The organism is Oceanobacillus sp. CF4.6, from assembly GCF_051262635.1.
Classification (GTDB): domain Bacteria; phylum Bacillota; class Bacilli; order Bacillales; family Amphibacillaceae; genus Oceanobacillus.
Genome location: NZ_JBIMEX010000001.1, coordinates 347,579 through 360,617, shown reverse-complemented (window position 1 = coordinate 360,617; position 13,039 = coordinate 347,579). Strand labels below are relative to the sequence as shown.

Genomic DNA, 13,039 nt, shown 5'->3' with positions numbered 1-13,039 from the left:
AACCTAAGAATACATACTAGGTTTCTTTTTTTTCATAGTTAGGATATTATTGAATAATAAATTCAGTTGATTCAGATTTCCACGACACGAACAACCTATATCGTTTCTATGTTTAATTTATTTAATTTCGGGTATTCATACATATTAAAGAATTTGATATTATAGTTCCTAGGAAAGAGGTGAATAAATGGAGTCGAAATCTGAAAAAATCGTACTTTTTCCCGGATTAAAGAAAACGCTTGAAGAAGAAAGTTTAAAAGCGCTGCAAGAAAAAAGGTATGAAGAAGCTTTGGGAAAACTGAATCAACTAATAAGCTACCATGAACACAGCCATGAAATAATTATCGGTAAACTTATTTGCCTAATGGAATTGGGCAAACATGAAGAAGCACAGGATCTCTGTGAAGATCTTCTTCACTATAAAGATGAAAATTATTTCCATTACGTACATATTTATTTAACCATCTTGTTTCAGACAAGCCAATATAGTCTCTTAATGGAGCAGGTGGAAGCTGAGTTTGAGAAAAACAATTTACCTGAACTATTGCATGAACAATTTAAACAGCTCTATGATATGAGTGAAAAAATGAAGTTGGATTTTATAGTCGAAGAATCAAGTTCAATCATTGATGAATTGTTTGCCGCAGTGAATCAGGATAATCATATAGAACAATGGCGTGTAGTTGATCAACTTAGAAATATGAAGGCCCAGCCCGTGAATCAAGTTTTGTCGTTGTTGACGAATGATCATGTTCATCCAGTTATAAAAACAGCAATCCTTGCCTGGATGAAGGATAAGCATATTTCTGATGAAGTGGAAATACATAAATTCAATACTAGTATGACCGTCATACCATTCGAGATTCCATATATAAAAGTAAATGAAATATATAAGCAGATTTTACTAGTGATGCGGGATGTCGAACAGGATAACCCAACATTATTCCAGTTACTTGAACAACTGCTCTATCGATATGTTTATGTAATTTATCCATTTATGCCTTCGACTGAAGATATTGTGGACATTGCAGCAGCAATTAAAAATATAGGAAATCAATATTTACATATACAGACAACTGAAAGTGGGGTATCAAATGCGAAAGTCCAACACTATATGAATGAAATAAGAATGTGTGACTCCTTATACTTGAGTATCATTGAGGACTAGCCTTGCAGAAGCAGTAAATGCTTGAAACGCAAACAAATTATGTTATAATGAGATGGTTGCAAAAATTTGATAATATATCATTCAAGCATGAATTTAAAATTGAATCGAAACAATAGATCTTGGAGGGAATTTTTATGACAGCAAAATGGGAAAAGCAAGAAGGTAATAAAGGTTTATTAACATTTGAAGTAACATCTGAAGAATTTGACACGGCATTGGACCAAGCATTTAAGAAAGTTGCCAAGGATGTTCAAATCCCTGGTTTCCGTAAAGGGAAAATTCCGCGTGGTATGTTTGAAAAACGTTTTGGAGTTGAATCTTTGTACCAGGATGCTGTAGATATTGTACTTCCAGCAGCTTATACAAAAGCAATTGATGAAACAGGCATTTTTCCAATTGCTCAACCAGAAGTGGATATTGATCAAATTGAAAAAGGGAAAGATCTTGTTTTCACAGCTACAGTAGAAGTGAAACCAGAAGTAACTTTAGGTGATTACAAAGGCCTTGAAGTGGAAGAACAATCCGTAGAAGTAACGGATGAAGATGTAACAAATGAAATCGAACAACTACGTGAACGTCATGCAGAACTTGTTGTTAAAGAAGAAGGAAAAGTGGAGAATGGCGATACTGCAGTAATCGACTTTGAAGGATTCCTTGATGGCGAAGCTTTTGATGGTGGAAAAGGTGAAAATCATACATTGGAAATCGGATCAGGTCAATTCATTCCTGGTTTTGAAGAAAAAATAATTGGTAAAGAAGCAGGAGAAGATACTGAAATCGAAGTTACTTTCCCTGAAGATTATCATGCGGAAGATCTTGCAGGTAAAAAAGCAGTATTTAAAGTTAAAATCCATGAATTAAAATCAAAAGAACTTCCTGAACTTGATGATGAGTTTGCTAAAGATGTAGACGAAGAAGTTGAGTCACTTGAAGATCTGAAGAAGAAAAAGAAAGAAGAGTTGGAAGCACAGAAAAAACAAAATGCTGAAAATGAGAAACGTGAAGTATTAATTCAAAAAGCTTCCGATAACACGCAAGTTGAAGTTCCAGACGCGATGGTAGATACAGAACTCGAGCAAATGATGCGTGAATTTGAACAACAACTACAAGCGCAAGGTATGACGATGGAAATGTATTCTCAGTTCTCTGGTCAAGACGAGGGTGCTTTGAAAGAACAAATGAGAGAAGATGCAGCAAAACGTGTTAAAACCAATCTTACTCTAGAAGCTATCGTAGCAGCAGAAAACTTGGAAGCATCTGAAGAGGATGTTAAAGCAGAACTTGAAAAAATGGCGTCTATGTATGGTGCAGAAGTTGACCAGCTTGTTCAAATGCTAGGTGGTAGCACAGATACAATTAAAAATGATCTGAAAATGAGAACTGCAATTGATTTTCTCGCTGAAAACAGCAAAACAGTCTAATTAATCCGTATTCATAGATGATTTACATTGCAAGGTGCGATTTATGTCGCATCTTGTTTTGTTTTTTCTTCCGCATAAACTGCTAGATCCAATCTTGATCAACTTAAGTGTGGGATAAAAATCTTGAAGTCTCATATTATTTATAGAAATAATGCAATTAATTTGCTGTTCCATTCATATAGTAACTATAAGACTTATAAAAAGTTAAAAGTTGACATTTCGATTTAATTATCCATAATGGAAACAACACCCAATTTCAGTTGCATCGTTAATACGGGTGGAAATAGGTTAAGGTATATTGTTTTGTTTTTTAATTTGTATCTGATATGATAACTATAAAAGTTGAATGTTGCTATTAATCAGTATGTTTAGGGGTGAGATGTTATGTTTAAGTTTAATGAAGAAAAAGGTCAATTGAAATGTTCATTTTGTGGAAAGAGTCAAGAACAAGTACGTAAGTTAGTAGCCGGTCCTGGCGTTTATATATGTGATGAATGTATTGAACTTTGCACAGAAATTGTCGAGGAAGAATTAGGAACAGAAGAAGAAATGGAAATGAATGAAATTCCAAAGCCGAAAGAAATCTGTGACATTCTTGATGATTATGTGATTGGCCAGGATAAAGCTAAGAAGAATATGTCTGTAGCGGTATATAACCACTATAAACGTGTTAATTCAACTAAGAGTACAGATGACGTGGAGATAGCAAAAAGTAACATCGCTATGATTGGACCAACAGGTAGTGGTAAAACGTTGTTGGCTCAAACATTAGCCCGTATTGCTAATGTACCTTTTGCAATGGCAGATGCAACATCGTTAACAGAAGCTGGTTATGTAGGTGAAGATGTTGAGAATATTCTTCTAAAATTGATTCAATCAGCAGATTATGATGTTGAAAAAGCCGAAAAAGGGATAATCTATATTGATGAAATTGATAAGGTTGCCCGTAAATCGGAAAATCCATCCATTACCCGTGATGTATCCGGTGAAGGTGTACAACAAGCATTGCTGAAAATTCTTGAAGGTACGGTTGCAAGTGTTCCGCCACAGGGTGGCCGCAAGCATCCACACCAGGAATTTATTCAAATTGATACAACCAATATTCTATTTATCGTTGGTGGTGCGTTTGACGGAATCGACCAGGTTATCAAACGTCGTCTTGGTAAAAAGGTAATTGGTTTTGGTTCAAACGAAAAGCAGGAAGAATTGGACATGGGTCAATTACTTTCAAAAGTATTACCTGAAGATCTTCTCCGTTACGGTTTGATTCCTGAATTTATTGGCCGTATCCCTGTAATTGGTAGCTTGACTCCATTAGATGAAGAGGCTCTCATTCAAATCTTGACGAAACCAAAAAATGCGCTTGTAAAACAATACCAAAAATTATTCGAAATGGATAATGTGGAATTGGAATTTGAAGAGGATGCATTAGTTGAAATTGCCAAAAAAGCAATTGAACGTAAAACAGGTGCCCGTGGACTGCGTTCTATTATCGAAGGCATCGTACTAGAGGTCATGTTCGATCTTCCGTCTAGAGAAGACGTGAAAAAATGTGTGATTACAAAAGAAACAGTTACAGAGGAAGATGGTAGTCCTAAACTGATTTTCCATGATGGAACGGTTAAAAGAGGAAATGAAACACTTCCAAAAGAAAGTGCATAATCATTAGTTTTGAGACTGACTGGGGCAACTTCTTCTTTAATTAAGAATTGCCCGCAGTCAGTCTCTTTTTTTGTTTATAAAAGGCGGTAATGGTAATACTAACGAAGAAAAGTAGCACCCGTAAGAAAAGAAATAGTTTTACAAATGGAAATATAATCTTTAAACTTAAGTGATACATAATAGCAATTATTTTGGATTACATACTAATTTGGAGGTACAAATTATGAGTAAAGAAACAATACAAATTCCCCTCCTCCCTTTGCGTGGACTACTGGTGTTTCCGTCAATGGTTCTTCATTTGGATGTAGGTAGAGATAAATCCGTAGCTGCACTCGAAAAAGCAATGATGGATGATCAAAAGATATTTTTGGCGGCACAGAAAAAAGTGAGCTTGGATGACCCGGAACCAAAGGATATCTATAATATTGGAACATTGGCAACCGTAAAACAAATGCTGAAATTGCCAAATGGGACAATTAGAGTCCTTGTTGAAGGGTTACATCGTGGTGAGATTCAACAATTCATTGATTCTGATGATGAATTCATGGTGGAAATTAAAGAAATAGATGATATTCATGGGGAAAAACATGAAGAAGAAGCATTGATGCGTTCTTTACTTGGTCAATTTAAACAGTACATAAAACTATCCAGAAAAATCACCCAAGAAACGTATGAAACGGTGGAAGATATCGAAGAACCGAGTCGGTTAGCTGATATTATTTCCTCACATCTAACGCTCAAAGTAAAAGACAAACAAGAGGTTTTAGAATTAGTTAATGTGACAGAAAGAATTAAACATCTTATTAAAATCATTTCCAACGAAAAAAAAGTGCTGGACTTGGAAAATAAAATTGGTCAGCGTGTAAAGACTTCAATGGAAAAGACACAGAAGGAATATTATCTGCGTGAACAATTAAAAGCGATCCAGAAAGAACTTGGTGAAAGAGATGGTAAATCTAGCGAAGTTGAGCAGTTGCGGGAGAATATTGAAGAATCCGACATGCCAGAACATATTATGGAGGTTGCTCTTAAAGAGTTGGGCAGATATGAGAAAGTTCCGCAATCATCAGCTGAAAGCTCTGTTATCCGTAATTATCTCGATTGGCTGATCGTACTACCGTGGACAAAAAAGACACAAGATACAATCAAAATTAATCGTGCTGAAAAAATATTGAATGAAGATCATTATGGTTTAGAAAAGGTGAAAGAGCGCATTTTAGAATATCTTGCTGTTCAGAAGCTTACAAACACGATAAAAGGCCCAATTCTTTGTCTTGTAGGTCCTCCTGGGGTGGGGAAAACATCTTTAGCGAAATCGATTGCACGATCCATTGATCGCAATTTCGTAAGGATTTCACTTGGTGGAGTAAGGGATGAAGCTGAGATAAGAGGGCACCGCAGAACTTATATAGGTGCCATGCCAGGAAGAATTGTACAGGGAATGAAAAAGGCCGGAACCATTAATCCTGTCTTCCTTCTCGATGAAATTGATAAAATGTCCAATGATTTCCGTGGGGATCCTTCTTCGGCAATGCTAGAAGTTTTGGATCCGGAACAAAACAGTACCTTTAGTGATCATTTTATAGAAGAGAACTATGACTTATCCAATGTGCTTTTCATTGCAACCGCCAACAATGTAAACAGTATCCCTGGACCATTATTAGATCGTATGGAACTTATTTCGATTGCTGGTTATACGGAAGTAGAAAAGCTTCATATTGCCAAACAACACCTGTTTCCAAAGCAATTAAAAGAAAATGGTTTGTCCAAGGGAACGATGCAAATACGAGAGGGTGCTTTACTGAAGCTAATTCGCACCTATACACGGGAAGCTGGAGTACGTAGTTTGGAGAGACAACTAGCAAAATTATGCCGTAAAGCTGCGAAAATCTTAATATCTAAAGATAAAGAGAAAGTAGTTGTTACAGAGAAGAGTATCGAGGATCTACTTGGCAAACCGGTATACAGCTATGGACTCATGGAACTGGAAGATCAAGTGGGAGCAGCCACAGGATTGGCATATACTTCTGCCGGTGGAGATATACTCTCTATTGAGGTTAGCCACTACCCGGGTAAAGGGAAACTGACACTAACGGGGCAATTAGGGGATGTTATGCAGGAATCTGCTCAGGCGGCATTCAGCTATGTTCGTTCTCGAACGAACGAATTTAATATTGAATCTAATTTTTATGAGAAGTATGATATTCACATTCATGTACCAGCAGGGGCTACACCGAAAGATGGTCCATCAGCGGGGATTACAATAGCTACAGCACTTGTATCTTCATTATCAGGAAGAGCAATTAAAAAAGAAGTAGGTATGACTGGTGAGATAACGTTGCGGGGACGCGTGCTGCCGATTGGCGGGTTAAAAGAAAAATCATTAAGCGCACATCGAGCTGGACTAACCACGTTGATCATTCCTGAAGAAAATGAAAAAGATATAGAAAATATACCAGAAAGCGTGCGAAACGAGTTGACATTTATACCAGTGAACCATCTTGATCAAGTTCTAGAGCATGCATTAGTGGAGGATAAAAATGAAAGTAACAAAAGCTGAAATAGTAATTAGTGCGGTAAGTCAGAAGCAATACCCTGGGGACATGTTACCCGAAATTGCATTGGCAGGCCGTTCAAACGTGGGGAAATCTTCGTTTATTAATAAATTGATCAACCGTAAAAGTTTAGCTCGTACATCTTCAAAGCCAGGGAAGACGCAAACATTAAATTTCTATCGAATAAACGATGTTTTTTATTTTGTTGACGTTCCTGGATATGGGTACGCAAAAGTTTCCAAATCGGAAAAAGAAAAATGGGGACCAATGATGGAGGAATACTTTCAGACAAGGGATACACTGAAAGCAGTTCTTCTTATTACAGATCTTCGTCATGAACCAACGAAAGATGATTTACGAATGTATGATTTTCTTAAATATAATGATCTTCAAGTAATTATCGTAGGGACGAAAATAGATAAAATTCCTAAAAGTAAAAGGGCACAGCATATAAAGCGGACAAAGCAAACATTCCAAGTTGCCCCTGAGGATATCGTGATTCCTTTCTCCTCTGAAACAGGAGAAGGAAAAGAAGAGTCATGGTCAATTATTACGAAATATCTAAAAAGCTGATAAAAAGCACCCTATTCGAGAACAGTTCTCGGCATAGGGTGATTTTTTATTTCTTTTTCATCAGATATAAACCAATAATGATAAGAACAAGGGGCCAAAATCTCTCGAATAAATCAATAATACTGTATATCCAGTCAAAGTATGCTGGTAGATTGATAGAAAAAATGAACAGCACGGCCAATAGAATGAGAAGAAGACCTGGTACCAATCCTTTCTTTGTTTTTGCATATCGAACAATAAAAGCAAAACCGATGATCAGTAAAATGACGCCCCAATGATCAATCCAAAAGGAATAATGCTGTACACCATGCAAATGAATACCTAATCCAAGTACAATGGTTCCGACGAATAAGTTCTGATATGTTTTTGATGTATAACTATGTATTAACAGTGCAAGACCTATTATGATCAGCAATGTCTGCCAAGAATAAAAGTTTGTGAGAATGGGTATTTTCATTTCCCTTAGAAGAAAATAGATACCAATTCCAATCAATAAATATGCTAGTAAAGAATTTGTTTTTTTCACCTTACGAAATTCCCTCCGATTTGAGTCGATTTCTTGATAACATGATTACAGTATGATAAAGTACATTCGAACTTATTATTATATATTTTATACTAACATATTGTTTCAGATTCTGTTCACATTTTGAGAAAATGAGTATACGAATACGTGTTATACTATAAACTAGGTAATTAATTATAGAATTTATATTGAATTTATCCGTAAATTATTTTGGGGGTAGAAAAGTGCATATATTAAAAGTCGGATTCAATTACAAAACAGCCCCTGTAGAAATAAGGGAGAAACTTACATTTTCAGAAGACTCACTTCATGAAGCAATGAATAAACTTAAAAGTCAGAAAAGCATTCTGGAAAATGTGATTGTTTCTACGTGTAACCGTACGGAAATCTACGCAGTGGTTGATCAATTACACACAGGTCGTTTTTATATCAAACAATTTTTAGCGGATTGGTTTGATATTGATAAAGAGGAATTTTCCTCCTATTTACGTATTACAGAAGACGATGGTGCGATGGAACACCTTTTCCGTGTATCTACAGGCCTAGACTCGATGGTGCTTGGCGAAACCCAAATACTTGGTCAAGTAAAACACGCATTCCTGACTTCTCAGGAAATGAAAACGACCGGTACAATTTTTAATGAACTATTCAAGCAGGCAATTACTTTCGGTAAGCGTGCACATAAAGAAACGGCAATTGGTGAGCATGCAGTATCCATCAGTTATGCGGCAGTAGAATTAGCAAAGAAAATTTTTGGTGATCTTCAGAATAAACACGTCGTAATTCTTGGTGCAGGTAAAATGGGAGAGCTCGCTGCCAAAAATCTTCAAGGTTCAGGTGCAACTAAAATTACTGTTATTAATCGAACAATGAAAAAGGCAGAAGAATTGGCAGAGAAATTTGAAGCAACTCCAGAAAGCATGGATAATCTTATGCATGTTATCCAGGAAGCGGATATCCTTATCAGTTCAACTGGTTCGGATTCCGTTGTTCTCAGAAAGGACATGCTCGAGCCTGTTCAAAAGAAACGCAAAGGAAAGGCATTATTCCTCGTGGATATTGCAGTGCCTAGAGATATCGATCCTCAAATCAGTAACTTAGATAATGTTTTTCTATACGATATTGATAATCTGAAAAATATTGTCGACGATAATCTGGAATCAAGAAAAGCAGCTGCTGGGCAAATTGAATTAATGATGGAAGAGGAAATTGTCCTATTTAAGGAATGGATGAAAACGCTCGGTGTCGTTCCAGTCATTTCCGCTCTACGTCAAAAAGCAATGTCTATCCAAGCAGAAACAATGAAAAGTATTGAAAGAAAGATGCCTGATATGACCGCTCGTGAGAAAAAAGTACTAAACAAGCATACAAAAAGTATTATCAATCAGATATTGAAAGAGCCTGTTACGCAGGCAAAAGAGCTTGCAGGTAATGAAAAGGCGGATGAATCGCTGCAACTTTTCATTGATATTTTCGGTATAGAAGAAGAAGTAAAAGCCGAATTTGAAAAACAGGCAAAAAAAAATGACACCATGAAGACTATGTCAAAAGATGATAAGTCCTCCTTTCCTTGGATTGAAAAAATCACTACAGCTTGATCGAGAAAGGAAAACATGATGATTGAAATGAAGTGGCTCTACGAAATTAGTCTGGTTATATATGGCTTCAGTTTAATCGGATATTTTATAGATTTTATTCATAACAACCGGAAGGCAAACAGGTTTGCTTTCTGGTTGCTTAGTATGGTTTTGATTATTCAAACGGCCTTTTTCTTTTTTGAAGTGTTCATTGAAAAAAACTTCCCGGTAGCGACTGTCGTGGATAGTTTACTTTTGTATTCATGGGTACTTATTATTTTTTCCTTGATTATCAATAAATTGTTTCCTGTGCGTTTTATTGTATTTTTTATTAATGTATTTGGATTCTTTATTCTATTAATGTATGTTACAGCTAGTGCTGCTAATCGTTTTCCAAATGAAGCAATACAGTTCGTAAACGAAATCCTAGTTTCACATATAACCCTTGCAATCATATCTTATGGTTTTTTCACGATTGCATTTCTTTTTTCCGTGATGTATTTGGTTCAATATCATTTGTTAAAAAAGAAAAAAGGGTTAAAATGGATGTGGCGCCTAGGTGATTTAAGGGAACTGGATAACTATAGTTTTAAAGCGGTATCTATAGGGGTACCATTATTATTAATAGCTATTATTTTAGGTTTGGTCTGGGCCTATGTTTCCTCATCCGTATTTTATTGGTTTGATAGTAAGACCATTGGTTCGATCATTGTACTGATGGTGTATATTGTTTATTTGATTTTACGGATTGTTAAGGGGTATGAGGGTAAATTTCTCTCCTCTTATAACACCATTGCATTTTTAATTTTGCTGATTAATTTCTTTTTATTCAGTTCGTTATCGAGTTTTCACTTTTAGGAGGATTATACATGCGTAAGATTGTTGTAGGTACTAGAAAAAGTAATTTAGCATTAACTCAAACAGAATGGGTAATTAACCAGCTCAAAGAGGCAGGGGTTAAAAATGAATTTGAAATAAAGAAAATCGTGACGAAGGGTGATCGAATTCTTGATGTTACATTATCAAAAGTAGGCGGCAAAGGTCTTTTTGTAAAAGAGATTGAGCAGGCTATGTATGATAAAGAGATTGACTTTGCTGTACATAGTATGAAAGATATGCCTTCCGAGATGCCACAAGGGCTTATGATTTCTTCCATTCCGATAAGGGAAGATCACCGTGATGCATATATCGCAAACAATAACGTAAGGCTTGCGGACTTACCAAAAGGAGCAATCGTGGGAACGAGCAGTTTACGTCGATCTGCACAAATTCTTGCAGAACGCCCCGATGTAGAAATTAAGTGGATCCGCGGCAATATCGAAACACGAATTCGCAAATTACAGGAAGAAGACTATGATGCGATCATTCTTGCTGTGTCTGGACTTAAACGTGTTGGGTTGAGTGAAGCGTTAATTACGGAATACTTGGAGCCAGAAATATGTGTTCCAGCTGTCGGGCAAGGAGCCTTAGCAATTGAGAGCCGTGAAGATGACGAAGAGATTCGTGGGATTTTAGAAAAGATTAATGATGACTTAACCACACGAACTGTTACAGCAGAAAGAACTTTTCTGAATTTACTAGAAGGTGGATGCCAAGTACCAATTGGCGGATATGCTTACCTTGAAGAGAATGATATTGTCCTGACTGCGTTAGTCGGTACTCCTGATGGAAAAACTATCCTAAAGGAAGTGGCACGAGGAAGTGATCCGAAAGCAGTTGGAAAAGAAGCGGCAGACTCTCTGATTAAGCAAGGTGCTAAGGAAATCGTGGATAAGGTGAAAGAGGAGCTAGACAAGTAATGGAACAATCATTGCATGGATGCAAAATTCTTATAACAAGGGAAGCGAAGCAGGCAAGCGATCTTGCGGAAAAAGTTATCGCCCTTGATGGTATACCTGTTCAGGTACCATTACTTCGAATTTCGTGTAAAGATGCAAAAGAAAATCAACAAATGTTCTCCAAAATCCAAACCTATAAATGGATTTTTTTCACGAGTGCAAATGGGGTTGATTGTTTCTTTCGACTTACGAAAAAATACCATGTGCATCATCTTAGACAACATAAATTTGCGGCTGTTGGTCATAAAACGGAGAAAGTATTAAATGAGTATGGATATCAATCTTCGTTTATTCCTTCCATCTATAATGCAGAGATCATGGCAGAGGAATTTCTAAATGGATTTAGCGAGGAAGGACCAACCTTATTGATTCGTGGCAATCGCTCAAGAGATGTTCTTCCGGTAGAATTTTCCAAACAACAGCTAGCCTTTGATTCCATGGAAGTTTATGAGACAGCTGTAAATTATGATGCAAGAGAAAAACTCAATCAAATCCTATCAGAGGAAGAAATTGATTTTATTACTTTCACTAGCCCATCCACCGTAGAGGCCTTTGTAGAATTGGCTGAGGCGATTCCTCGGAAGAATGTTGTTTGTATCGGTACGACTACGAAACAACGAGCAGAAGAGCTTGGATTTTCCACGCTCCATACACCAGAAGAGTTTACAACAGAAGCAATGCTCTTAACTATAAGTGAATACATAAACAGAAAGGAACGATAACATGTCTGAGTTTACTAATTTTAAGCGTCATCGCCGTTTACGTTCATCAATAGCCATGCGTTCTATGGTACGGGAAACGCATTTACGAGCAGAAGATTTTATTTATCCGATGTTTGTCATTGAAGGAGAAAATGTAAAAAATGAAGTTCCTTCGATGCCCGGTGTATATCAACTTTCCTTTGATCTTTTGTTAGATGAGGTAAGAGAAGTATATGAAATAGGAATCAGATCCGTTATATTCTTTGGGGTTATCTCAGATAAAGACGAAATTGGAACAGGAGCTTTTGCAGAGGACGGTATTATTCAGGAGGCAACTCGTTTAGTTAAAAAGGAATTCCCTGAATTACTCGTAGTTGCTGATACATGCCTATGTGAATACACCTCACACGGTCACTGTGGCGTTATTCATAACCATGATGTAGATAATGACGAGTCATTAAAATTACTAGCCAAAACGGCTGTATCACAAGCTGAAGCGGGAGCAGATATTATCGCTCCATCCAATATGATGGACGGCTTTGTCGCTGTCATTCGTAATGCGCTGGATGAGGCTGGATTTTCCCATATTCCAATTATGTCTTATGCTGTAAAATATGCTTCAGCTTTTTACGGCCCTTTCCGTGATGCTGCAGATAGCACCCCACAGTTTGGGGACCGGAAAACCTATCAAATGGATCCTGCTAATCGCCTGGAAGCGCTAAGAGAAGCTGAATCAGATGTTGCTGAAGGAGCAGACTTTCTTATCGTCAAACCAGCAATGTCTTATCTTGATATCGTAAGAGAAGTTCGTGACAACTTTAATGTACCAGTAGTCGCGTATAATGTAAGTGGTGAATATGCCATGGTTAAAGCAGCCGCCCAAAACGGCTGGATTGATGAAAAAGCACTTGTGATGGAAAAACTCACCTCCATGAAACGTGCTGGAGCAGATTTGATTATATCCTATTATGCAAAAGATGTTGCTAATTGGCTGAAAGAAAACGAATAAGGGGTGCTA

Annotated in this window: 11 protein-coding genes; 10 read left to right on the top strand and 1 reads right to left on the bottom strand. The window is 36.9% G+C overall.

The annotated features are described in order from the left end of the window. The first annotated feature begins 187 nt into the window (after positions 1-187). The 5 genes from ACHABU_RS01970 to yihA all read left to right on the top strand — a co-directional run bounded on the left by ACHABU_RS01970 (position 188) and on the right by yihA (position 7,379). The gene (locus ACHABU_RS01970) at positions 188-1,168 is read left to right on the top strand and encodes a tetratricopeptide repeat protein (RefSeq protein WP_435761705.1); all 981 of its coding nucleotides are present in this window, start codon (positions 188-190) and stop codon (positions 1,166-1,168) included. 134 nt (positions 1,169-1,302) lie between these two features. Beyond that, positions 1,303-2,589 carry a trigger factor gene (gene tig / locus ACHABU_RS01965; RefSeq protein WP_435761703.1) on the top strand — a complete coding sequence of 429 codons (1,287 nt, stop codon included), beginning with the start codon at positions 1,303-1,305 and terminating at the stop codon, positions 2,587-2,589. A 384-nt stretch (positions 2,590-2,973) separates the two neighbouring features. Further along, positions 2,974-4,251: an ATP-dependent protease ATP-binding subunit ClpX gene (gene clpX / locus ACHABU_RS01960; protein WP_435761701.1), complete on the top strand. Its 1,278-nt coding sequence runs from the start codon at positions 2,974-2,976 to the stop codon at positions 4,249-4,251. Between the two features lie 223 nt (positions 4,252-4,474). Continuing rightward, entirely contained in the window at positions 4,475-6,811 is a 2,337-nt protein-coding gene (lon, locus tag ACHABU_RS01955) for an endopeptidase La (protein WP_435761699.1), read from the top strand. Beyond that, positions 6,792-7,379 (top strand): ribosome biogenesis GTP-binding protein YihA/YsxC, encoded by a 588-nt coding sequence (gene yihA, locus ACHABU_RS01950; RefSeq protein WP_435761697.1) that lies wholly within the window; start codon positions 6,792-6,794, stop codon positions 7,377-7,379. The genes lon and yihA overlap by 20 nt, the downstream gene beginning before the upstream one ends. A 46-nt stretch (positions 7,380-7,425) precedes the next feature. Here the strand turns inward: yihA and ACHABU_RS01945 are convergent, their stop codons facing one another. Then, positions 7,426-7,905 (bottom strand): LiaI-LiaF-like domain-containing protein, encoded by a 480-nt coding sequence (locus ACHABU_RS01945; RefSeq protein ID WP_435761695.1) that lies wholly within the window; start codon positions 7,903-7,905, stop codon positions 7,426-7,428. A gap of 224 nt (positions 7,906-8,129) precedes the next feature. Between ACHABU_RS01945 and hemA the strand changes: the two genes are divergently transcribed. Genes hemA through hemB form a run of 5 tightly spaced genes read left to right on the top strand, consistent with a single transcriptional unit; the run spans position 8,130 to position 13,030 of the window. After that, complete coding sequence (hemA, locus tag ACHABU_RS01940) at positions 8,130-9,503, top strand: glutamyl-tRNA reductase (RefSeq protein ID WP_435761693.1); 1,374 nt, start codon at positions 8,130-8,132, stop codon at positions 9,501-9,503. Positions 9,504-9,521: 18 nt separating this feature from the next. Further along, positions 9,522-10,340 carry a cytochrome C assembly family protein gene (locus tag ACHABU_RS01935; protein WP_435761691.1) on the top strand — a complete coding sequence of 273 codons (819 nt, stop codon included), beginning with the start codon at positions 9,522-9,524 and terminating at the stop codon, positions 10,338-10,340. An 11-nt stretch (positions 10,341-10,351) separates the two neighbouring features. Then, on the top strand, positions 10,352-11,281 hold the full coding sequence (gene hemC, locus ACHABU_RS01930) for a hydroxymethylbilane synthase (protein ID WP_435761689.1): 930 nt from the start codon (positions 10,352-10,354) through the stop codon (positions 11,279-11,281). Then, the gene (locus ACHABU_RS01925) at positions 11,281-12,042 is read left to right on the top strand and encodes a uroporphyrinogen-III synthase (RefSeq protein WP_435761687.1); all 762 of its coding nucleotides are present in this window, start codon (positions 11,281-11,283) and stop codon (positions 12,040-12,042) included. Before hemC ends, ACHABU_RS01925 begins: the two co-directional genes overlap by 1 nt. A 1-nt stretch (position 12,043) precedes the next feature. Beyond that, positions 12,044-13,030 carry a porphobilinogen synthase gene (gene hemB / locus ACHABU_RS01920; RefSeq protein ID WP_435761685.1) on the top strand — a complete coding sequence of 329 codons (987 nt, stop codon included), beginning with the start codon at positions 12,044-12,046 and terminating at the stop codon, positions 13,028-13,030. Positions 13,031-13,039 lie beyond the last annotated feature (9 nt).

Bases quoted from the DNA above. Each gene is read 5' to 3' on its own strand.
- clpX (WP_435761701.1), top strand. From the start codon at position 2,974: ATGTTTAAGTTTAATGAAGAAAAAGGTCAATTGAAATGTTCATTTTGT.
- tig (WP_435761703.1), top strand. From the start codon at position 1,303: ATGACAGCAAAATGGGAAAAGCAAGAAGGTAATAAAGGTTTATTAACA.
- hemC (WP_435761689.1), top strand. From the start codon at position 10,352: ATGCGTAAGATTGTTGTAGGTACTAGAAAAAGTAATTTAGCATTAACT.
- ACHABU_RS01925 (WP_435761687.1), top strand. From the start codon at position 11,281: ATGGAACAATCATTGCATGGATGCAAAATTCTTATAACAAGGGAAGCG.
- yihA (WP_435761697.1), top strand. From the start codon at position 6,792: ATGAAAGTAACAAAAGCTGAAATAGTAATTAGTGCGGTAAGTCAGAAG.
- lon (WP_435761699.1), top strand. From the start codon at position 4,475: ATGAGTAAAGAAACAATACAAATTCCCCTCCTCCCTTTGCGTGGACTA.
- ACHABU_RS01970 (WP_435761705.1), top strand. From the start codon at position 188: ATGGAGTCGAAATCTGAAAAAATCGTACTTTTTCCCGGATTAAAGAAA.
- ACHABU_RS01935 (WP_435761691.1), top strand. From the start codon at position 9,522: ATGATTGAAATGAAGTGGCTCTACGAAATTAGTCTGGTTATATATGGC.
- hemB (WP_435761685.1), top strand. From the start codon at position 12,044: ATGTCTGAGTTTACTAATTTTAAGCGTCATCGCCGTTTACGTTCATCA.